22 protein-coding genes are annotated in these 21032 nt (G+C 62.8%); 12 read left to right on the top strand and 10 right to left on the bottom strand.

Annotated elements, in window-relative coordinates; genetic code table 11:
• Positions 1-35: 35 nt before the first annotated feature.
• The 3 genes from GSQ88_RS21595 to GSQ88_RS35040 form a co-directional block, all read right to left on the bottom strand.
• Complete coding sequence (locus tag GSQ88_RS21595; RefSeq protein WP_159009772.1) at positions 36-1409, bottom strand: sensor histidine kinase; 1374 nt, start codon at positions 1407-1409, stop codon at positions 36-38.
• A gap of 147 nt (positions 1410-1556) precedes the next feature.
• Positions 1557-2228, bottom strand: a complete 672-nt coding sequence (locus tag GSQ88_RS21590; RefSeq protein WP_159009771.1) for a response regulator transcription factor — start codon at positions 2226-2228, stop codon at positions 1557-1559.
• A 365-nt stretch (positions 2229-2593) separates the two neighbouring features.
• Positions 2594-2746 carry a hypothetical protein gene (locus GSQ88_RS35040; protein WP_174248076.1) on the bottom strand — a complete coding sequence of 51 codons (153 nt, stop codon included), beginning with the start codon at positions 2744-2746 and terminating at the stop codon, positions 2594-2596.
• A 354-nt stretch (positions 2747-3100) separates the two neighbouring features.
• On the opposite strand from GSQ88_RS35040, the gene ku reads away from it, so the two are divergent.
• A complete protein-coding gene (ku, locus tag GSQ88_RS21580; RefSeq protein ID WP_159009769.1) occupies positions 3101-4096 on the top strand; it encodes a non-homologous end joining protein Ku in 996 nt (331 codons plus the stop codon).
• Positions 4097-4148: 52 nt separating this feature from the next.
• On the opposite strand, the gene GSQ88_RS21575 is transcribed toward ku, so the two are convergent.
• Positions 4149-4313, bottom strand: a complete 165-nt coding sequence (locus GSQ88_RS21575; protein ID WP_159009943.1) for a Flp family type IVb pilin — start codon at positions 4311-4313, stop codon at positions 4149-4151.
• 357 nt (positions 4314-4670) lie between these two features.
• Here GSQ88_RS21575 and GSQ88_RS21570 point away from each other — a divergent pair, with 357 nt between their 5' ends.
• Together GSQ88_RS21570 and GSQ88_RS21565 are read left to right on the top strand one after the other, a co-directional pair.
• Positions 4671-4850 carry a hypothetical protein gene (locus tag GSQ88_RS21570; RefSeq protein ID WP_159009768.1) on the top strand — a complete coding sequence of 60 codons (180 nt, stop codon included), beginning with the start codon at positions 4671-4673 and terminating at the stop codon, positions 4848-4850.
• A 186-nt stretch (positions 4851-5036) separates the two neighbouring features.
• Positions 5037-6671: a thiamine pyrophosphate-requiring protein gene (locus GSQ88_RS21565; protein WP_159009767.1), complete on the top strand. Its 1635-nt coding sequence runs from the start codon at positions 5037-5039 to the stop codon at positions 6669-6671.
• Between the two features lie 267 nt (positions 6672-6938).
• Here GSQ88_RS21565 and GSQ88_RS21560 read toward each other — a convergent pair whose 3' ends face one another.
• Positions 6939-8519 (bottom strand): MDR family MFS transporter, encoded by a 1581-nt coding sequence (locus GSQ88_RS21560; protein WP_159009766.1) that lies wholly within the window; start codon positions 8517-8519, stop codon positions 6939-6941.
• Between the two features lie 146 nt (positions 8520-8665).
• Positions 8666-9196 (bottom strand): YcgN family cysteine cluster protein, encoded by a 531-nt coding sequence (locus tag GSQ88_RS21555; protein WP_159009765.1) that lies wholly within the window; start codon positions 9194-9196, stop codon positions 8666-8668.
• 296 nt (positions 9197-9492) lie between these two features.
• Between GSQ88_RS21555 and GSQ88_RS21550 the strand changes: the two genes are divergently transcribed.
• Genes GSQ88_RS21550 through GSQ88_RS21540 form a run of 3 tightly spaced genes read left to right on the top strand, consistent with a single transcriptional unit; the run spans position 9493 to position 13006 of the window.
• Positions 9493-11838, top strand: coding sequence for a transglycosylase domain-containing protein (locus GSQ88_RS21550; RefSeq protein ID WP_159009764.1), 2346 nt, complete (start codon positions 9493-9495; stop codon positions 11836-11838).
• A gap of 2 nt (positions 11839-11840) precedes the next feature.
• Positions 11841-12419 carry a DUF1214 domain-containing protein gene (locus tag GSQ88_RS21545; RefSeq protein ID WP_159009763.1) on the top strand — a complete coding sequence of 193 codons (579 nt, stop codon included), beginning with the start codon at positions 11841-11843 and terminating at the stop codon, positions 12417-12419.
• Positions 12416-13006, top strand: a complete 591-nt coding sequence (locus tag GSQ88_RS21540; protein WP_159009762.1) for a DUF1254 domain-containing protein — start codon at positions 12416-12418, stop codon at positions 13004-13006. Before GSQ88_RS21545 ends, GSQ88_RS21540 begins: the two co-directional genes overlap by 4 nt.
• Positions 13007-13291: 285 nt before the next feature.
• Here GSQ88_RS21540 and GSQ88_RS21535 read toward each other — a convergent pair whose 3' ends face one another.
• Positions 13292-14122, bottom strand: coding sequence for an MBL fold metallo-hydrolase (locus GSQ88_RS21535; protein WP_159009942.1), 831 nt, complete (start codon positions 14120-14122; stop codon positions 13292-13294).
• 92 nt (positions 14123-14214) lie between these two features.
• On the opposite strand from GSQ88_RS21535, the gene GSQ88_RS21530 reads away from it, so the two are divergent.
• Positions 14215-15075, top strand: coding sequence for a LysR family transcriptional regulator (locus GSQ88_RS21530; protein WP_159009761.1), 861 nt, complete (start codon positions 14215-14217; stop codon positions 15073-15075).
• A gap of 48 nt (positions 15076-15123) precedes the next feature.
• Here GSQ88_RS21530 and GSQ88_RS21525 read toward each other — a convergent pair whose 3' ends face one another.
• A complete protein-coding gene (locus GSQ88_RS21525) occupies positions 15124-15591 on the bottom strand; it encodes a ferritin-like domain-containing protein (RefSeq protein ID WP_159009760.1) in 468 nt (155 codons plus the stop codon).
• A gap of 229 nt (positions 15592-15820) precedes the next feature.
• Between GSQ88_RS21525 and GSQ88_RS21520 the strand changes: the two genes are divergently transcribed.
• The 3 genes from GSQ88_RS21520 to GSQ88_RS21510 all read left to right on the top strand — a co-directional run bounded on the left by GSQ88_RS21520 (position 15821) and on the right by GSQ88_RS21510 (position 18724).
• On the top strand, positions 15821-17011 hold the full coding sequence (locus GSQ88_RS21520; RefSeq protein WP_159009759.1) for an NAD(P)/FAD-dependent oxidoreductase: 1191 nt from the start codon (positions 15821-15823) through the stop codon (positions 17009-17011).
• A 197-nt stretch (positions 17012-17208) separates the two neighbouring features.
• Positions 17209-17868 carry a phosphatase PAP2 family protein gene (locus tag GSQ88_RS21515; protein ID WP_159009941.1) on the top strand — a complete coding sequence of 220 codons (660 nt, stop codon included), beginning with the start codon at positions 17209-17211 and terminating at the stop codon, positions 17866-17868.
• The gene (locus tag GSQ88_RS21510) at positions 17834-18724 is read left to right on the top strand and encodes an SDR family oxidoreductase (protein ID WP_159009758.1); all 891 of its coding nucleotides are present in this window, start codon (positions 17834-17836) and stop codon (positions 18722-18724) included. The genes GSQ88_RS21515 and GSQ88_RS21510 overlap by 35 nt, the downstream gene beginning before the upstream one ends.
• Before the next feature lie 21 nt (positions 18725-18745).
• On the opposite strand, the gene GSQ88_RS21505 is transcribed toward GSQ88_RS21510, so the two are convergent.
• Together GSQ88_RS21505 and GSQ88_RS21500 are read right to left on the bottom strand one after the other, a co-directional pair.
• Positions 18746-18886 (bottom strand): hypothetical protein, encoded by a 141-nt coding sequence (locus GSQ88_RS21505; RefSeq protein WP_159009757.1) that lies wholly within the window; start codon positions 18884-18886, stop codon positions 18746-18748.
• 131 nt (positions 18887-19017) lie between these two features.
• Complete coding sequence (locus GSQ88_RS21500; RefSeq protein WP_159009756.1) at positions 19018-19602, bottom strand: exopolysaccharide biosynthesis protein; 585 nt, start codon at positions 19600-19602, stop codon at positions 19018-19020.
• A gap of 376 nt (positions 19603-19978) precedes the next feature.
• Between GSQ88_RS21500 and GSQ88_RS21495 the strand changes: the two genes are divergently transcribed.
• Both GSQ88_RS21495 and GSQ88_RS21490 read left to right on the top strand, forming a co-directional pair.
• The gene (locus GSQ88_RS21495; RefSeq protein WP_159009755.1) at positions 19979-20500 is read left to right on the top strand and encodes a hypothetical protein; all 522 of its coding nucleotides are present in this window, start codon (positions 19979-19981) and stop codon (positions 20498-20500) included.
• A gap of 113 nt (positions 20501-20613) precedes the next feature.
• The gene (locus tag GSQ88_RS21490) at positions 20614-20964 is read left to right on the top strand and encodes a hypothetical protein (protein WP_159009754.1); all 351 of its coding nucleotides are present in this window, start codon (positions 20614-20616) and stop codon (positions 20962-20964) included.
• Positions 20965-21032 lie beyond the last annotated feature (68 nt).

Genomic DNA, 21032 nt, shown 5'->3' with positions numbered 1-21032 from the left:
GCGGCGCTTTTGCCGGGTTTCGGCAACATCCAGGTTCAAACCCCAGGCAACGCCAATTCCGCCCGCAACCCTCCGATCGGCGCGTTGCCGAGCACAAGGCTGCCGCCATACAGCGCGGCGAGGTCGACCACGATCGAAAGCCCGAGCCCGGAACCCGGCTTCGACTCATCCAGCCGCTGGCCACGGCGCGCGACCTGCGCGCGCTCGGCCGCTGAAAGCCCGCGTCCGTCGTCGTCGACGATGATCCGCAATATCGGGCCGGCACCCGGCTCGACCGGCCGTTCCACCCGCATTTCGATGAACACGCGGGAAGCCGCCCATTTGCAGGCGTTGTCGACCAGGTTGCCGGCCATCTCCTCGAAATCCTGCCGTTCGCCGCGAAACTTCGCCTGGGGATCGGCCTCGACCTCGATGACAATGCCGCGATCGCGATGGATTTTCTCCATGGTCCGGCGCAGCGCCTCGATCGCGGGCGCGACCTCGGTGACCGTACCGACGATGGTGAGACGGGCCGCGATCCGCGCCCGCTCCAGATGGTGCGCCACCTGGTCGCGCATCACATCGGCCTGCTCCAGCACCTTGGTCGCGAACGGATCGGCGCCGTGCGCGGATGCCTCGTTGACGATGACCGATAGCGGCGTCTTGATGGCATGGGCAAGGTTGCCGACATGGGTCCGCGCGCGCTCGACGATCTCGCGATTGGCGTCGATCAAGGCGTTGGTCTCGCGCGCCAGCGGCGCGATTTCGACGGGGAACTGACCCTCGAGCCGTTCGGCGCGGCCGGAGCGAATATCGGCGATCGAGTCCGAGATTCGTTTCAGCGGCGCCAGGCCGAAGCGGACCTGGAAGATCGTGGTCAGCAGCAGCACGATGCCGAGCGCGGCGAAGGTGCCCCCGAGGTAATAATCGAAACTGCGCGTTTCATCGAAAATCTCGGTGGCATCGCCGGCCACGCTGACCAGGAACTTGCCGTCGGCGCCGAGATCGACCGGCCGCTCCACCATTCGCAGGTCCTGGCCTTCCGGACCATCGACATAGCCGAGGCGGACCCCGGCGGCGGTCAACTCGGCGCTCTCGTCGAGCTTCGGCAGCTTCTTGTCCCACAGCGAGCGCGAGGCCCGGGTCTCGGCCTTTTCGGTATCGGTACGGGTGATCTGCCAATACCAGCCGGACAGCGGCAGCTCGAACAAAGGCTCGCCCAGCGACTGGAACTGGCGGTCCGGCGGTTCATCCGGGGTCGCGACTTCCGCGATCAATGTCCGCAGATAAAGGTTGAGGCGGCGGTCGAAAGCCCGCTCGGTGGCATCGCGATAGACCGACGACAGCACGAAGCCGGTGATGATCAGGATGACCACCACCCACGCGGTCGCGGACAGGAACAGCCGGGTGGCGAGCGAAGAGGCGCGCATCAGCCCACGGCCCCGAAAATCAGGTGCGCGGGCGCGGGCCGGATCGATCGTGGCCGGTTTTCAGACGGGATCATGCCCGAACAAGAGGGCAAGTCCGGGACCCGATCAATACCCGATCGTCAAATGGCCCAAGATCAAGCATTGGGATCAAGCATTGGGCGCGGGCGGCGTCAGCAGATAGCCAAGCCCCCGCACGGTCTGGATGATGTCGACGTCCAGTTTCTTGCGGATGCGTCCCACGAAAACTTCGATGGTGTTGGAGTCGCGATCGAAGTCCTGGTCGTAAAGATGTTCGACCAACTCGGTGCGCGACACCACGCGCCCGGTGTGGTGCATCAGATAGGCCAGCAGCCGATACTCGTGCGAGGTCATCTTGATCGGATTGCCGGCCACGCTGACCCGGCCGGTGCGGGTATCGAGCGAAACCGGGCCGCAGGTCAGTTCGGACTGCGCGTGGCCCGTCGAGCGCCGCAGCAGCGCGCGAATTCGAGCCAGGATTTCTTCGAGATGAAACGGCTTGGCGACATAATCGTCGGCGCCGGCATCGAAGCCCTGCACCTTGTCGCTCCAGCGGTCGCGCGCGGTGAGAATCAGAACCGGCATCACGCGCCCGTTGCGACGCCAGGCCTCCAGCACCGAAATGCCGTCCATCTTCGGCAGGCCGATATCAAGCACCACCGCGTCATAGGGTTCGCTGTCGCCGAGGAAATGTCCTTCTTCCCCGTCGAAGGCGCGATCGACCACATAACCGGCGTCGGTCAGGGCTGTGGTGAGCTGGCGATTTAGATCGGGATCATCTTCAACGACAAGCAGGCGCAAGCTGATCTCCAAATGTAAGCCGCACGATATCTGAACTCCAGAAGAGCCTCACGCGCGTGAACGAGCAATGAACAGAGCACATACCGCAATGTTACTTTTTCTTCACACGCGCGATTTGTTCACCACCGACTTAAAACCGGTTTCCGGCCACGCCAAATGCGTTCGGCCGGCCGTGGCGCGGAAACTCCCGAGGGTTCCGGCGCCCGGCCCAAAACGCCTAACACAGCGAATCGAAAGCCCCAATAGATTGCGGCTTTGGAAATTCCGACGCGTCGGCAACCAGGCAATCCCGCTCTTGCTCGCTCCTGCTCGCGCTTGCGGCCATCGCATTGCGACGGCTGCGCGCGATCGGTTATTGCCGATGCTCAGGTCCGAAAGAACACAAACCAGACGATGCCCAGGATCAGCACCGCAAGGCCCGTGGAGACAGTCAACAAGGCAAGCACCGACGGACCGGGCTCGGCCTGGCGTGCTTCGGTCGGGGTTTCGATGATCTGATCGTGTTCTCTGATTGCCATGGGACCTCATTCGATAAGTGCTGCTATAAGTGTCCGCCATGAATGTCGGTAACGCCGGCTGCACCTGTCGAAAGCAACGCATGATCGGGAATGATGTTCCTGATTTTGAGCGCGGCGAAGCCAGGCCCAGACGGCTTGGAAGCCGAGCCGTTGGAGGCCAAACCACCTAAGAACCAGCCACCTAACAACCAAGCGGTCCAAAAGGTCGCAGCCGCCCCTTCCGAACCCTCCCCGTCGGCCACGGTTAACGCAGTTGGCAGATTCCCGGTTCGATCGGTTTAAATCCGCATCTGGCGGTGCTAAGCTTGGCGGTCGCCCGTTGCGTTTCCGAGTATCCTCGTTTCGGAGTGTCCTATGGCCCCCCGCGCCAACTGGAAAGGCTTCCTGCGCCTTTCACTCGTGACCTGCCCGGTTGCCCTGTATCCGGCGACGTCGGATACCGAAAAGGTCAGCTTCAACCAGATCAATCGCAAGACCGGCCATCGCATCAAATATGCCAAGGTCGACGCCGACACCGGCGAGGAAGTCGAAGCTTCCGACATCATGAAGGGCTACAAGGTCGACACCGATACCTACATCGAGGTGTCGAAAGACGAGCTCGACGACCTCGCGCTGGAATCGACCCGCACCATCGAGATCGACGAGTTTGTTCCGAGATCGGATATCGACAGCCGCTATGTGATCCGCCCTTATTATCTGGTGCCCGACGGCAAGGTCGGCCATGACGCTTTCGCCGTGATCCGCGAAACCATCCGCAGCATGGACAAGGTCGCGATCGGCCGCGTGGTGCTGACCAACCGCGAGCACATCATCGCGCTCGAGCCGCTCGACAAGGGCCTGATGGGCACGCTGCTGCGCTATCCCTACGAAGTGCGCAGCGAAACCGAATATTTCGACGACATCCAGGATGTCAAAGTCACCAAGGATATGCTGGATCTTGCCAAGCACATCGTGGAGAAAAAATCCGCATCGTTCGAGCCCGACAAGTTCGAGGATCGCTACGAAACCGCGCTGATCGATCTCATCAATCAAAAACGCAACGGTCTGCCCGCGGCGGCAAAGGCCGCGTCGAAATCCAGCGGCAATGTCATCAATCTGATGGACGCGCTGAAACGCAGCCTGGCCAGCGAGAAGCCGTCCCCGGCACCCGCCAAGGCCAAGAAGCCGAAGAAGCGCATCGAAGGTCAGCGCGAAATGCTGCTGCCGATCACCGGCGGCGGCAAGCGCGGCGCCAAGGAAGTTTCGAAGGAAATTTCAAAGGAAGTTGCCAAGCAGGCCCCAAAACAAGAGCCGAAGAAGGCCGACAAACCGGTGCGCGCGTCCGTGGCCAGATCGAAGAAAGCGGGATAGCTGGAGCGATTGACGGCAAACGCAGATAGCGTGGTGCCAGCCAGGCCCGCGTTTATCTCAGGGACGTGCTGACCGACGAAAATTTGGTGTTGAGCGTGGGGCCGATGCTTTGAACGGCGGTAACGATCGCCACCGCGATACCGCACGCGATCAGGGCATATTCAATCGCGGTGGCGCCGGATTGATCGCTCAGGAATCTTGAAAAGACCTCAGGCATTGAAAACTCCCGCTGACGCTCGATCAAGTCTCCCGCCCGCCTAAATTCGTTCACAGCAATTTCTTCTAAGCGAATTCTTCCGCGCCAATCATTCTACGCGGCTAAATCTGCCACGCCGACGCGATGGAGGGAATTTAAGTCGGATAGGTTTCCGGCGCATTGATGAAGAGGCTGAACGCACGGTTAAGGCAAAGGTCGATTTTTGCGACCATATGCACGCCTGTACCACATCTAACGCCATTTGACGTGAACCCGGTGACCGGATCGGCCGTCATAAAGAGAGCAGAAGCTGCTTTTCGATTTTGCCTTGGCTTGGCTCGACGGCGAAATCGAAAATCCCCGCGGGTAGGAATCAGCATGTCAGCGCGAGCGCCGGACTCGAAAAAGAACTTTATCGCGATCCTCAGCAAAGCAACCGAACGGCGCAGCGTCGAAACGCCGCCGCAAAAATCGCAGGCCGTATCCGATCGGCTTGTCAGCCGCCTACTCGTCGGCCTCATGACCGCGCTGCGCAGTCGCGCGGCGAAAGCCGGGTAATTTGCCCGAGCTGTTTGTCGAGACCGCGACCTTCGCCACAGCCGCGATGACGACTGGCCGAGATGCAAAACCGGATGGCAGAGCCTCAAAGCTGAGCCGCGCCCACGCTTTACCGATCGGCGGATTCCTGTTCCAACTGTCGCATCTGGGCCGAGACCAACATCGGCCGATGTGGGAGGAACTGCCATGAAGCTCGGCACCGCGATCGCGGAAATCATGAAGCGCGAAGGCATCGAGATTCTTTGCGGCTATCCGGTCAATCATATCATCGAGCACGCCGCCGCCGCCGACATCCGGCCGGTGATGGTCCGGCAGGAGCGGGTCGGCGTGCACATGGCGGACGCGATCTCGCGCGTGACGTCCGGGCGCAGCATCGGCGCCTTCTGCATGCAGCATGGACCCGGCGCTGAAAACGCCATGGGCGGCGTGGCGCAGTGTTACGGCGAATCCGTGCCGGTGTTGATCCTGCCGATGGGCTACGCGCGGCGGATCGCCAATATCGACCCGAATTTCAATTCCAGCCAGGCCATGAAGGCGTTTGCCAAATCGGCCGAGCCGATCAATATCGCCGCTGAAGTCTGCAATATCTTCCGCCGCGCCTTCACCAAGCTCAAGAACGGCCGCGGCGGCCCGGTCATTGTCGAAATCCCCTCCGACATGTGGAACGAGGAGGTGCCGGAACCGCTGGACTATACGCCGGTGCTGCGCACCCGCTACGGCGCCGACCCCGTCGATGTGAAGCGGGCGGCGGCGCTGTTGACCGGCGCCAAGCGGCCGGTGATCTATGCCGGCCAGGGCGTGCACTATGCGCAGGCCTGGCCGCAACTGAAGCGGCTGGCCGAACGGCTCGCGATCCCGGTGACCACGAGCCTCGGCGGCAAATCGTCATTTCCGGAGACGCATCCGCTTTCGCTGGGCTCGGGCGGCCTCGCGGTGCCGCGCGCTGTGCCGAAATTCCTCGGCGACGCCGACGTGATCTTCGGCGTCGGCTGCTCGTTTACCGAAACCTCGTTCGGCATCGCGATGCCGAAAGGCAAGACCATCATTCATTCGACGCTCGATCCCGCGCATCTCAACAAGGATGTCGAGGTCAAGATCGGGCTGGTCGGCGATGCCGCGCTGGTGCTCGATGCGCTGCTCGAAGAGATCGGCAAGACGGTCACGTCGGATCGCGACGCTACCGCCGTCGCAGCCGAGATCGCCGCGTCACATAAGGAGTGGCTGGCCAAGTGGATGCCGAAGCTGACCCACAACGACGCGCCGCTCAACCCCTATCGCGTGCTGTGGGATTTGCAGCACACGGTCGATATCAGGAACACCATCATCACCCATGATGCCGGCAGCCCGCGCGACCAGCTCTCGCCGTTCTGGAAAGCGGTCGAACCGCTGTCCTATATCGGCTGGGGCAAGACCACCCAGCTCGGTTATGGCCTCGGCCTCGCGATGGGCGCCAAACTGGCAAAGCCCGACAAGCTCTGCATCAACGTCTGGGGCGATGCTGCGATCGGCTTCACCGGGATGGATTTCGAGACCGCGGTGCGCGAACGGATTCCGATCATGTCCGTTCTCCTGAACAATTTCAGCATGGCGATCGAACTGAAGGTGATGCCGGTCTCGACCGAGAAATACCGCTCGACCGATATTTCCGGCGACTACGCCGCCATGGCGCGCGCCTTCGGCGGCTATGGCGAACGGGTGACAAGGCCGGAAGACATCATTCCCGCCATCAAGCGCGGCATCCAGAAGACGCAAGAAGGCATCCCGGTGCTGCTGGAGTTCATCACCTCGAAAGAAACCGAGGTTTCACGGCCGGGGACCTGAGAGGCTATGAAGCTGTCTCGGACGTCATCCTGAGGAGCGGCGTCTTCGCCGCGTCTCGAAGGATGGCCGCAAGCACGGCGCTGAACACCATCCTTCGAGGCGCGCCGAAGATGGCGCGCACCTCAGGATGACGTCAGAGATAGCTTCACAGGCTCTGAGGAGCGGCGTCGGAGTTTATCATCGGGCCGCGCGGCTGCGCGGACCCGGTGGCAAGCTCCTCAGGATGAGGTTCGTAACCGCGCGCAGGCGATAGACGGCCGTGGCGCCCTATTCCGTGATCGGCACGGCCTTCTTGGCCGGGCCGGCCAGCGGCCGTTCTTCCATCAGCACCATGCTCAGCGCGCCGATGATCAAAAGCACCGAGGCGGCGGCGAACACGTAGCGGAACGCGACGATCATGTCGGCGGCCGAAATCGAACCCATCGCGCCGTGATGCTCGCTGCCCAGCGAAATATCGGCGCCGAGCGCCATCAACAGGATGCCGCTGAACGCCGCCACGGTAAACGACGCCATCAGCGCCCGGAAGAAATTCATCGCGCCGGTGATGGTGCCGACCTGCGAACGCACCACCGAATTCTGCAGCGCGACCACGCTGATCGGAAAGGTGGTCCCGAGCCCGAGCGCAAACAGCGCCAGCAACACCAGCAGCGCCCACAGCGGCAGGGTCACGAAGGTGAAGATACTTCCAACCAGCGCCGCGCCGGTCAATCCGATGATCGCCACCCGCTTGTAGTGGGTCGCGCGCGCCATGGTCTGGCCCGCGATCGCAGCACCCCCGGTCGATATCGCCGCCAGCGGAATCAGCGCAAGTCCCGCCTCGCTGGCACTGAGGTGGTAGACCACCTCGTAATACAGCGGCAGATGCACGGTCAGCCCGATCATCGCGCCCATCGCGCAACCGCCCGCGGTCATCGCATAGGGCGCCACGGTTCCACGCAATAGCGACAGCGGCAGGAACGGCTCATCGGCATTTCGGGCGTGCCAGACAAACGCGAACGCCAGCGCGATCGACGATCCCAGCATCGCCATGATGGTCGGCGACAGCCAGAGGAAGCGGCTGCCGCCCCAGGTCAGCACCAGCATGAACACCACCGCGGACGCCATCAGCAACACGCCGCCGACCCAGTCGACCTTGCGCATGCGGTGGAACACCGGGATCTTGCCCATCTTCGGCAGCAGCATCGCCAGCGCGCCCAATCCGAGCGGCACGTTGATCCAGAACACCATCGACCAATGCAGATGTTCGGCAAACACTCCGCCGAGCACCGGCCCGCCGATGCCGGCTGCGGTCCACACGCCGCTGAAATAGGCCTGGTACTGGCCGCGCTCGCGCGGCGTCACGACGTCGGAAATCACGGTTTGCACGATCGGCATGATGCCGCCGCCGCCGAGGCCTTGCAGGCCGCGCGCCAGGATCAGGACCGGCATGTTCGGCGCGATCCCGCACAGCACCGATCCCGCGATGAACAGGCTCAACGCGGCGATGATCATGGCGCGGCGGCCGTAAATATCGCTCAGCGTACCGAATACCGGGGCGACCGCGGTCGATGCCAGCAGATAGGCCGTGATCACCCAGGACAGGCTGGAGACGTCGTGGAACTGGCGCCCGATGGTGGGCAGCGCGGTCGCGACGATGGTCTGGTCCAGGGCGGCCAGGAACATCGTCAGCATCAGGCTCATCAGGATGGTGCGGACCTCGCTCTGGGTCAGCGGCGCGCGCGGGGCAAGCGGCGGCGCGTCACTGAGATCGAGGACCTCGGTCGTGATGTGGGAGAGCTCGCTGGCGAGTTCGTCGGACAATAACTGGTGGTCGGCAGCTTGGCTGCTCTGCCGTTCGAATTTGTTCATCTGAAGCGAATAATTTGCTGCGTGGCGCGGAAAAGCGCGGGGGAATCGTTCTACCGAACGTTATTTAGGCGACAAATTGCTCTCGGGGCAGCGGGTCAGGCGCATGGGTGCGTCCCGCCCAACACAATCGCAATCGCGTGATCGAATCAGTCGGGTTTTTTGAGGGGTGTTGGCCGCTTCTTGAGTCGCGCCCGCTTCGGCAACAGCGCCGGCCATTGCACGATATGATCCTCGAGGTCAGCGTCGGCGATCTCGTTTTCAGTGCCCTGCACCCGCCCGCGCACCGAAACCCCGGCTTCATGCACGGTATCGGGATCGCCTGACACCAGCGGATGCCACCAATAGAGGTCGCGCCCCTCCGCCACCAGTTTGTAGCCGCAGCTCGGCGGCAGCCAGTTCAGGGTGCGGACGTTTTCCGGGGTCAGCCGGACACAGTCCGGAACCTGGTCCGAGCGGTTTGGGTAGTCCTTGCAGCCGCAGGTGCCGGCATCGAGCAATTTGCAGGAAACGTGGGTGAAATAGATCTTGCCGGTATCCTCGTCTTCCAGTTTCTCCAGGCAGCAGCGCGCGCAGCCGTCGCACAGGCTTTCCCATTCGGCGCTGGACATCTCTTCCAACGTCTTGGTTTTCCAGAAGAATCCCTCTTGGCCCGAGGGCGGCTTGGACGCGGCGGTCATGCTGTCAAAGTTCCGGGGAGTAACGGCTTGGAGCCCTTCTAGGAGGTGCAGTGGCTAGGGAGCAAGTGGGGTTGGCGGACGGCCCGCAACAGCCGGGGATCAAATTAGCTTTGCCGATGGATATCGCAGCCACACCATTGGTTTATCGCCCCCGCTCGGCTACAAAACCACGAGGGCTCCCGATGTCGCAACTGCGCCTTGTAAATGCGCCTTGGGTTTGCCGTAACATTCCCGCAAGACGTCTCGACGGTGCCCTGCCGGGTACGCGAGCGGCTTCGAACTGACCAAGGGCCCCGGTGCCTCAGATCTTGCCACCGAGATGGAAGCAAAGGATCCAGCATTTCTTTCTGGATCTGGACGCGCGCATCGACTCGACCCTGTTCTCGTCGGGCAAGGGCGCGCGCGAGCTCTATGAGCGGTACTCGACGTTCATGGACCGCTTTTATGTCGGCCGCTGGAAGCGCTGGGTATTCATCGAGCCGCTGTCGGAGGCGGCCACCATCGGGCTCGGCGGACTGATCCTGATGCTGGCGCTGGCGGTGCCGGCGTTTCGCGAAACCGCCGACGAAGACTGGCTGAAAAAATCCGATCTCGCGGTGACGTTCCTCGACCGTTACGGCGCCCCGATCGGCAGCCGCGGCATCAAGCACAACGATTCGATTCCGCTGGAGGATTTCCCGGACGCCCTGATCAAGGCGACGCTGGCGACCGAAGACCGCCGCTTCTACGAGCATTTCGGCATCGACTTCCCCGGATTGGCGCGCGCGCTGGTCACCAACGCGCAGGCCGGCGGCGTGCGCCAGGGCGGCTCGTCGATCACGCAGCAATTGGCCAAGAACCTGTTTCTCAGCAACGAGCGCACCATCGAGCGCAAGGTCAACGAGGCGTTCCTCGCGATCTGGCTGGAGACCCGGCTCACCAAGAACGAGATTTTGAAGCTCTATCTCGACCGCGCCTATATGGGCGGCGGCACCTTCGGCGTCGACGGCGCGGCGCATTTCTACTTCAACAAGTCGGCGCGCGACGTCACTCTGGCGGAAGCCGCGATGCTGGCCGGGTTGTTCAAGGCGCCGACCAAATACGCCCCGCACATCAACCTGCCCGCCGCCCGCGCCCGTGCCAACCAGGTGCTGGACAATCTGGTCGATGCAGGCTTCATGACCGAAGGCCAGGTGTTCGGCGCGCGGCGCAATCCGGCCACCGCGGTCGATCGCCGCGACGAGAATTCACCGAACTACTATCTCGACTATGCGTTCGACGAGATGCGCAAGCTGGTCGATACTTTTCCGAAATCCTACAATGAGCGCGTCTTCGTGGTGCGCACCTCGATCGACATGAACGTGCAGCATGCCGCCGAAGATGCCATCGAAAACCAGTTGCGTCAGTTCGGGCGCGATTATCACGCGACGCAGGCCGCGACCGTGGTCTCCGATCTCGACGGCGGCGTTCGCGCGATGGTCGGCGGACGCGACTACGGCTCCAGCCAGTTCAACCGCGCCGTCGATGCCTATCGCCAGCCCGGCTCATCGTTCAAGCCCTATGTCTACACCACAGCACTGCTCAACGGCTTCACGCCAAAATCGGTCGTGGTCGACGGCCCGGTCTGCATCGGCAATTGGTGCCCGCAAAATTACGGCCATTCCTACTCCGGCGCGGTGACGCTGACCGAAGCAATCACCCATTCGATCAACGTCGTTCCAGTGAAGTTGTCGATCGCGATCGGCCAGAAACTAGATCCCAAGTCAAAGAATCCGGCCAAGGTCGGCCGCGCCAAGATCGTCGAGATCGCGCGCCGCTTCGGCCTCACGGCGCCGCTGCCGGATACGCCGTCACTGCCGATCGGCGCCGACGAAGTCACGGTGATCGAACATGCCGTGGCCTATGTGACGTTCCCCAACCGGGGCCGAGCCGTGACGCCGCATTCGGTGCTGGAAGTCCGCACCGGCGCCGGCGATCTGGTCTGGCGCTTCGACCGCGACGGTCCGAAGCCACGGCAGGCGATCCCGGCCTCGGTCGCCGCCGACATGGCGGGCATGATGAGCCACGTCGTCAGCGAAGGCACCGCGCGCCGCGCCGCGCTCGACGGCATTCCGACCGCCGGCAAGACCGGCACCACCAACGCCTATCGCGACGCCTGGTTCGTCGGCTATACCGGCAACTTCACCTGCGCGGTCTGGTACGGCAACGACGATTATTCGCCGACCAACCGCATGACCGGCGGCGCGCTGCCGGCGCAGACCTGGCACGACATCATGGTCGCGGCGCATCAGGGCATCGAGATCAAGGAACTGGTGGGCGTCGGGATGGGCACCAAGCTGCCGACCCCGCCCGCCGGTGCGGCAACGGTCGCAGCCAATGGCGCCGCGCCAAAGGTGATCGACATCAAGCCCGGGCCGCCGCCGGTCCTCACCAAGCGTGGCGCGGACATCCTGGTGCAGGTGGAGAAGATGCTCGACGACGTCGCCAAGACGACTGGAAGTACGACGGGAAATACCACGGGAAGTGCCCCGCCGAGCGATCCGGCGAAACCCGCCAAGCCGATGTCATCGACGTCCCTCGCCCTGCCGGAAAGCTTCGCGGCGGCGACGCCCGGTAATCCCGCGACGTCAGTCGCCGCGACGTCAGCCGCGCGCAAGAACTGACCGTGCGGCTGATCTTCACCACCTTGCTGGCGCTCGTTCTGGCCTCCGCCGTCGGCCTCAGCGCGACATGGATGACGGCGACCCGCGGCACCAATTTCGGCACGCTCAAGATCGGCGCCTGGACCGCCCGCCCCAAGACCGGCACCGCCGATGTCGATCCCTATTCGCGCGCCTCGATCGCCCGCAGCGGCGATCTGCCGATCGGCCAGGGCGACGGCGTGTCGTTCCTCGCCAACACCGATGACCGCAAGAAGCCGCTCGACGGCCGCTGCGACGTGATCGTCAGCGGCGTGACGCCGGCCGCGCGGTTCTGGACCCTGACGCTCTACGACCTCAAGGGACATCTGGTCGCGAACGCGCTGCAACGCTACGGCTTCACCAGCGAGGAGATCATCCGCGGCGCCGACGGCGCGTTCGAGGTTCGGATCGCCTCGCGCTCACGGGCGGGCAACTGGCTGCCGACCGGCGGCATCGAGCGTTACGCGCTGATGCTGCGGCTGTACGACACGCCGGTCGGCGTGGCGACGCGCACGCCGCGCGATGCGCCGATGCCCACGATTGCGACCGCGGGGTGCCCATGATCCGCCTGCTGTTCACGATCATCGCGGGCGTGCTGCTGGGCGGCGTCGTGCATCTCGTCAGCGTGCTGGCGTTGCCGCGCATTGCGAGCCAGGACGCCTATTCGCGGCTGACGCCGATCACCAAGCTCAATGCGGTGACGGCGCTGCCGCTCGCCGAACCCGGCAATACGCTGATGCCGTTCATGGACCCGGCGTTCGCGACCGCGATTTGCCGCTACGATTTGTCGGGAGGCCCGATCAAGCTCGCGGTCCCCGTTACCCAGTCCTACACCTCGGTGTCGTTCTACACCCGCAGCGACGTCGCCTATTACGCGATCAATGACCGGTCGGCGGGCAAGAAAGTGATCGAGCTCGATCTGATGACCGAGGACCAGCATGCCGATCTGCCGGAAGACGAAGACGTCACCGCGGCCGACCGGCTGATCATCGACTCGCCGGCCTCCACCGGCCTGATCGTGTTGAAGGCGCTGGCGGCGGAGCCCGGCCTGATGCCGCAGGCGCAGGCAGCACTTGCCGCCGCGAGCTGCAAGGTGCAGAGCGACGCGCCGACGACACCGGCGAAACAAGGCCCCGCCGCGAAGCGCTGAACAGATTTCGACGTCATCCTGAGGTGCGAGCTCTTGCGAGCCTCGAAGGATGGCCGCACGCACGATGCTGAACACCATCCTTCGAGACGCGGCGAAGACGCCGCTCCTCAGGATGACGTCCGAGATAGCTTCACAGCACGTAGGATGGGTGGAGCCAACGGGTCCGGCCTGCGGCCGGCCCGATGATAAACTCCGCGAACCCCATCAGTTGCATGGCGAAGGTGATGGGTTTCGCGAAGAGCTCAACCCATCCTACAAACTAGCTGCTTCCGCGCGCCCCCGGCTTCAATGCCGGCCGCAACGGCAGCTTTCATAATCGACCGGATCGTGACTGTTGAAGATCGTCACGGCATCGCCGTGACGGCTTTTCAGCAGGCGCAGTCGCTCTTGATTGGCGAGGCGCGTCCTGGAATCCATATCGGCCTTGCGTTGAAAGATACCGAGCACGAACGGCGTGCGAACCGGCGGCGTCTGCATCTGGCCATGGAAGAAGTAGCTGTCGCCGGCGTGCAGCAGCCATTTGTCCTTGCCGCGCACCGCGATGCCGCAATGACCCAGCGTGTGGCCCGGCAGCGGGATCATCAGGATGTCCGGCTCGCGATCACCGAGCGCGCGCACGCCCTTGAAGCCGAACCAGTCTTCACCGCCCTCGCCGTAAAATGCCCAATCGGGCCCATGCTGCCATTGATCGCTGATGTAGCGTCCCTTCGGTGCGGCGATCTTGTTCAGCACCGCCATCTCATGCTCGCGGCGGTGGACATGCACTTTGGCGTTGGGAAAATCCGGAATGCCGCCGGCATGATCGCGGTCGAGATGCGTCAGCAGCAGATGCCGCACCTCGCTCGGTGAATATCCCAGCGCCTTGACCTGTTGCAGCGCCGTCTCGGCGGGATCGAGCCGCGGCGCCGTCTGCCGAACCCATTTCGGACCAAGCCGCCGCGATTGCGCGATGTCGTCCAGCCCAATGCCGGTGTCGACCAAGGCAAGCCCGTCATTGGTCTCGAGCAGCAGGCAGTGGCAAACCATCCGCGCCCTCTGGAAGATGCCGCCGGTGCCGTTCACGAAACGACGCCCGATCGGGCACATCGTGCCGGTGTTGAGATGATGAATCCGCATCGCGAGCCCTTTCGTGACCAAGGAGGCTCTCTTGCCAGCGGTTATGATATAGGTAAAATATCGTTATCTGATATCATCGATAGGCTAAGACTATGGATATTCGCGAGCTTCGCTATTTCGCGGCGGTATTCAAGGAGCGCAATCTGACGGTCGCCGCCCGGCGCTGCTTCATTTCCCAGCCCTCGGTCTCGCTCGCCATCACCAACCTGGAAGCCGAGTTGGGGACGACGCTGTTCATCCGGCACAAGAAAGGCGTGATGCCCACGGCATCGGCCGAACAGCTTTATTCGGTTGCCCGCCGCATCATCGACGACACCGAGGCCGCACGAAATCTGTTCAGGAAGCCACCGGTGCGGCACCGGCTGACGCTCGGCCTGATGCGTACGCTCGATATTCCGCGAACCGTCGCACTGTTGAAGCCATTGACCGCGGCGTCGGATGTTCATCTTCGGCTGGTCGGCATCGACGAGGCCGCCGATGCGCGGATTGTCGCCAAGAGCTTGGTCGACGCCAACGAACATTTCGTTCCGCTCTGGACCGATCGCTATGTCGCGGCGCTGCCGTCGTCGCACCCTCTGGTCCTGAAAGACCGGCTCCGCACCTCGGACTTCGCGGGTGTCGCCATGGTCGACCGATGCCATTGCGAGCAAAGCGAATTTTTCGGCCGCAACGCGCCGGCGCGCAACGTTGCCGCGATCGCAGAATCGGAGGATTGGGCGATGGCGCTGGTCGCGGCCGGCGTTGGCGTTGCGATCGTTCCGGAAGCCGTTGCGCGCGCCAATCCCGATGTCGTGGTGCGCGAGATCGAGGTCGACGTAAAGCGGCAGGTCGGGCTCGCCTATAACGCTACCCGCCCTGCTTCAGATGTGCTGCGGGATTTTATCGCGAAACTCGAACAACAGCACCCGACCGCACCACGCCGCAAACGTGCCGCCGCCGGCACGCGACGATAACCGGCCGCGCGCCATGCGACGCCATATCGGTTGCCAATGGCGGACCACTCAGTCCGCGATACCGGCGTCGGGAGGATCGACACCGAGGGCGGTTGCCAAGGCGATGAGGTGATCCTGCTCCTGCACCAGAATGCCGCGAAGGCTTTCCGCGATCGCAAACTCGTTCAAAAGATCCGCCTGCCTGACGCGGCGCCGGTAATGACGAATAGTTTCCTTTTCATTCTCAAGATCGAAGCGAAGCATGTCTTCGGCTTTTTCCGACGTCTTGACCGGCTTCGGCGTGACCGAGGGCATGCCTCCGAGGTAATCGATATGATTTGCGACCTTGAGCGCGTGCTCGAGTTCTTCCTTGGCATGAACCGCCAACTCGTCCGCGATGTTCATGTAGGGCGCGCCCTTCAACACCTGCGAATAATTCACATAGGAAATGATCGCCTGATACTCGCGCGACAGGTCTTCATTGAGTCCTTCGATGAGAACCTTGCGGGTGATCTTTTCTTCCTCGGATTTTGCCATGTCGTTTTCCTCTAGGCCTTGTTCTGAAATGTGCGGCGCGATGCCTCATGAAACTCGATCCCATGCAGATGTCGCCGAGACCTACTCTAATGGCGTCCACCGGCTTTAGTTCCGACCAGGGAACACATTGCTGCCGGGCTCGTTTGGGAGAGGCCGAACATGAAGCCGACTTGCGAAAACGAGGTGAGCCATTAACGCTTTTGATCCAGACGATACCGAACAGGCAGATTTGCACGGCGGCCGATCTCCGTGGCTCGGGAGCGCTCAACGCCCGGTCTCGCTTGTCCGCGAAAGCCTCAAATGCGACGCGCTGATCGTCGGCGCCGGCATCACCGGCTCATTGATTGCCGAGCGGCTGACCCGACAGGGCCTCGATGTGGTGTTGATCGATCGCGAGCTTCCGGGCCGCGGCTCGACGACCGCCAGTACGGCCATGCTGTTGTGGGAAATCGATCGCTCTTTGTCGCAATTGACCGAGGCTTACGGCTTCGAACGGGCGTCGCGGGCTTATCGGGCTAGCTTGGAAGCCGTCGCCGGGCTGAAATCCCTCGTTCTTCAGTTCGGGCTATCCTGCGAGCTGCGCGACAAGAACTCGCTTTATCTCGCGGCCGGCTACACCGCCAAGGATCTGTTTGACGAGCATCAGCTTCGCGCCCGCGCCGGCCTGCCCGGTGATTTTCTCAGCCATCAGATGCTGCTTGAACGCTACGGCGTAGCCCGCGCCGGCGCGATCGTGTCGCCGGGGGCGGCGGACGCCGATCCGGTGCAATTATCCCTCGGCCTGCTCAGGATCGCGGTCGCGCGCGGCGCGAGGCTGTTCGAGGGCGAGGCCGTCGAATACGACGCGGCGTCGCGCGCGGTTTGCGTTGGATTGGATGGCGGCTGCCAGATCGAGGCCCGCTCGGTGATCCTTGCGACCGGCTATGTCATGCCCTCGATCGTCCGTAGCAATATCCAGACGACCTCGTCCAGTTGGGCCATTGCAACCAGGCCGCAGCCACAGAACCTCTGGAAAGACGGCACGCTGATTTGGGAAGACAGCAAGGACTATCTGTATGCGCGAACGACATTGGCCGGGCGGATCATCATCGGCGGGGAGGATAGCGATCGCGCGATCACCCCCGAGGCGCGCGATCGTTTGATCCCCGAGAAGTCGCGTCGGCTGCGGCAAAAACTTGCCGCGCTCTGGCCCATGGCTGACACCGAGATCGAATTCCGCTGGGCCGGAACGTTCGACACCACCAGCGACGGCTTGCCCTTGATCGGCCCGGTGCCCGGCGCGAAGGGCGTTTACGCCGCCTATGGTTATGGCGGCAACGGCATCACCTTCAGCTTTCTGGCCGCGCAACTGATCGGCGATCTGATTGCCGGATCCGGCTCGCCGCTTCTGGGTGATTTCGCGCTCGATCGCGATGGCTGATCTTAGTTAGGCGATCCGTGACGGGGGAACCCGGGAGATCGCGGCGAGTTAGATCACCCGTTACATTGGTAAGCTAACAACACATCAAGCTAACAAAACATGGAGGCTGCTATGGGCTTCGGTCGAGGTGCACTGCTTTGGCTAATCGGCGTTCCGCTGCCGATCATTCTGCTGCTCGCGCTGTTCATGCATCACTAATGGCGTCGGTGACGGTCCAGCCTACCAACACAGATGTCTCGATCGCCAACGCGATCGCGTCGCATACCGGACCGCGCATCGAGAAAATCGCGAAAGCAACGACCTGGGGCGCGGATGAGCATATCCTGTCCGCGCTTGCGATCGGCTGGTGGATCTACGCAAGAAACAAAAGCGCGGAGCAGCGGCGTATCAGCAACCATGTACTGCTGACGACGGTCGTTTCGTCCGCACTGCCTCATCTCTTGAAAACAGTATTCGATCAGGAGCGCCCGGATCGGCTGACCGTTCGCGGTCATTGGCGAGGTGTGCCTTTTTCCGGCAAGCGGCTGGATGCGTTTCCGTCCGGCCATGCCGTTCATGTCGGCGCCCTGGTGTCGGTGGCGAGCGTGCTGCCGGGCAAACCAAGAGCCGTCATCTGCGGCGTCGGCGCAACCCTGGTGCTGACACGGATAATTCTGCTGGCCCATTGGACCAGCGACGTCGTCGCCGGCCTCTGCGTCGGAGCCCTCGTCGAACGAATGCTGCGCCCGATCACGGGTTACGGCAGCCGTTCGCGCCCACCAAACAACCCGATGAAATCGATAGATCGGAAAATCGACCGATCGATCGGGAGGAGACCAACCGATGAACGAACGCGTGCTGCAAAATCCACGGCATAGATATCCGACGCCACCCTACAAACGGCAGACCCAGCCCTGGCCCGGCCTCGCCAGCAAGATGGAGCCGAGACCGGATCATGGCGAGACGAGCTATCGCGGTTCCGGCCGACTGGCAGGCCGCAAGGCGCTGATCACCGGTGGTGACTCCGGCATGGGCCGTGCCGCCGCCATTGCCTATGCGCGCGAAGGCGCCGATGTCGCGATCAATTATTTTCCGAGCGAAGAACCGGACGCCAAAGAGGTGATCGACCTGATCAAGGCCGAAGGCCGGATCGGGCTCGCCATACCCGGCGATTTACGTGATGAGGCATTCTGCCGCCGGCTGGTGGAGGAAGCCGTCAAGGGATTGGGCGGGCTCGACATCGTCGTCAACAACGCCGGCCGGCAACAAGCCCGCGAATCGATCCTTGAATTGACCACCGAGGAGTTCGACGCGACAATGAAGACCAACATCTACGCGCCGTTCTGGATCATCAAGGCCGCGTTGCCGCACCTGAAGCCCGGATCGGTCATTATCGGAACGTCATCCGAACAAGCCTACGATCCGTCTCCGGAACTGTACCATTATGCGCAGACCAAGGCCGCGACGATGAACTACGTCAAGTCGCTGGCAAAGCAACTCGCGCCGAAGGGTATCCGGGTCAATGCCGTGGCGCCTGGACCGATCTGGACACCGCTTCAGGTGTCGGGCGGCGCCTCGATGGAAAAGCTGGAGAAGTTCGGCGCCCAGACACCGCTCGGGCGCGCCGGTCAGCCGGCTGAACTGGGCTCGATCTACGTTCAACTGGCGGCGGCCGATGCGAGCTATGCTACGGGGCAAGTGTACGGTTCAGCCGGCGGTTCCGGGCAGCCGTAAGCATCACGACGACTTTCTCGTCTAATGCGCGGAGTCTGCGACCGCGCGGGAGATCACATCGACCGGCGCGGTAACGCTTCCGCTCATCAGCACGTGGTCCGAATATACCTCGCCGGCCACCGCGATCAGCGCCAGCAGGAAAATAGCTGTTATCGTTCTCATGAGATCGAGTGTCGCTTTTGATTGCGGCCTTAGAGGTCAGAGATTCGTACTTCTTTGAGGCGGCCGCCGTGGTGGCGGACCGGTATGGCGAAGCTGTCTTGCAAGGCTGTCCTGGGAGCTCTCTTGGCGCTTCAGCGCCCGATCCAGCCGATCAGGGCTTCGGCCGACGTCCAAAGCGTCCAACCGAGGCCGAACAGGCAGACCAGGGCAGCCGCTATCCCGATCGCCAGCAGCAGGCCGTCATCCTGGAGATAGGCGATCGCGATCAGGACCACCACCATCCCCGGAATCACGTTCACCAGCGGCAGCGGCCAACCCGCGGACAAAGCCAGCAGAAACACCACCAACCCGACGAGGCGGTCGGTCAAATGGTGACGCGCGTTCCAGCGCGGCCGGCTGACGCTCTCGATCGCTTGCAGCAGCGGACGGGCCCGGACCGTGAACGCCTTGAAGCGCGTGAAGTCGAACTGCCGCTTCGACAGGAAGCGCGGAAACGATGGCGCGCTCCAGCCCAGCATCATCTCGACCGCGGGAAACAGCAGCGCCAACGTCGCGATGGTCGCGATGCCGGGGATGATGACCAGCAATCCCAGCAACAGCAGCAGAAGTCCGAACGCGCGCTTGTCGAGACGGCCGAGCAGCCATTCCAGGTCGACGGGGCCGTCCGGTGCCTTTGCGATGAGTTCTTCGAGCAGTTCAGAGGTATGCGATGCCAATGGAGTTCCAGACGCGGGGGCCTACTGGCCAGCGTGGCCAAGCCTGGCCTCGATTGCAACGGCTGGCGAGGCCGCCTATAGCCTTTTCGAGCCAACGGGTCACGCGAATCCGAGGCCGAAGCAGGCTCCGCCTGTCCCGGACTCGATCCGGGGATGCCGGTTTGCGTCAAGAAAACGCGTTAAAATAACAATCTGGAGCGTTTTCAAGCCAACGGGTCGCGCGAATGCGCGCCCGATGACAGGCTCCGTGGGCGCCGGTTCGCGTAGCAATCTGCGCAGATTGCGTAGACTTATCTGCGGTAGAAAACGCGTCAAAACAAAAGACGAGAGCCCCGTTCCGATTCCATCGGAACGAAAAAGGCTCTAGGAAGTCCCCATGAGCAACGATTCCGATCCGACCTGGCAAGGCCATTCGCCGTTAAGTCCCCTGCCCGCGCCCCGCCGTCGCTGGCCGTGGCTGCTGCTGTTCGTCATTCTCGCTTTGGCTTGCGCTGGCGGCGTTTATGCCTGGCCGGAAATCGCGACGTTGGTCCCCGCTCTGGGTCACGAAGCGTCCGGCGGAGCAATGACCGCCGGCGACAAGGAGACCGTGCCGGATCTGCTCGCGGCCCAGCAAAAGGGCGAGGAAGACCTCGCCGCCCTCGGCCGGACGGTCGCGGACCAGCAGGCGCTGCTGAAGACCATCACCGACCAGTTGGCGGCCCTGACGTCGAAGCTGGACGCACTACAGCGCACAGCTCCCGCCCCGGCCCCTGTCCCGCCGCCGGTCGCTGCCGCCCCGGTCGCACAGGCCGCCCCGAAGCCGAGAAAGCCGCCAGTCCGGGCTCCGAAGCCTTCGGGCTCCATTTCGGTCGGCGGCGCGCCGTTGAACGCAGCGCCCGGTGACGCAGCTCATTGAGCGTTTGGTACGATGGCTCTTCGAGCCGGTTACCCGGCGCCGGCTCCTTTCCATCCCCAGCCTGAGCGACGGGCCCCTTTTGGTTTTGGGGGCGGCCGCTATTGGTTCCTACCGTGAATCCGGTACTGGCCTGTTTCCGGCCGCAGTGGCCTGGTTTGAAATTGGCAGCGGCCTATTTCGCAGAGCGAAACAATTGGTTGTGGACTTTATGGCAATGCGGGCGCGTAGTCCGTCGAATGGAAGACCTGAGCGCGAAGCTTGAAAAGCTGCTCACTGAAGCTGACGATTGCGAACTGATCGGCAAGCTGGCCACCGACCTCAAAAAGCGCGAACTTTTCAAAAAGCTGGCAATCGATCTTCGGAGTATGGCGCATGATATTCAGGCCATGATCTCTACACGCAAGCAGGAAGCAGTCAGTCACAAAATCGAAGCTGGCCGCATCATGCCCAAGGCAAGCCAATAAAGGCAACCCAATAAAGCCGCCTCAGTTGGCTTTATCCGATATGTGTCCCTTGCCCAGGCAGGCCTTGC

The sequence above is a fragment of the Bradyrhizobium sp. S69 genome (assembly GCF_009766005.1).
Lineage (GTDB): Bacteria > Pseudomonadota > Alphaproteobacteria > Rhizobiales > Xanthobacteraceae > Bradyrhizobium.
The sequence above is the reverse complement of the archived record's forward strand: the minus strand, read 5'-3'. Positions and strand labels throughout refer to the sequence as shown.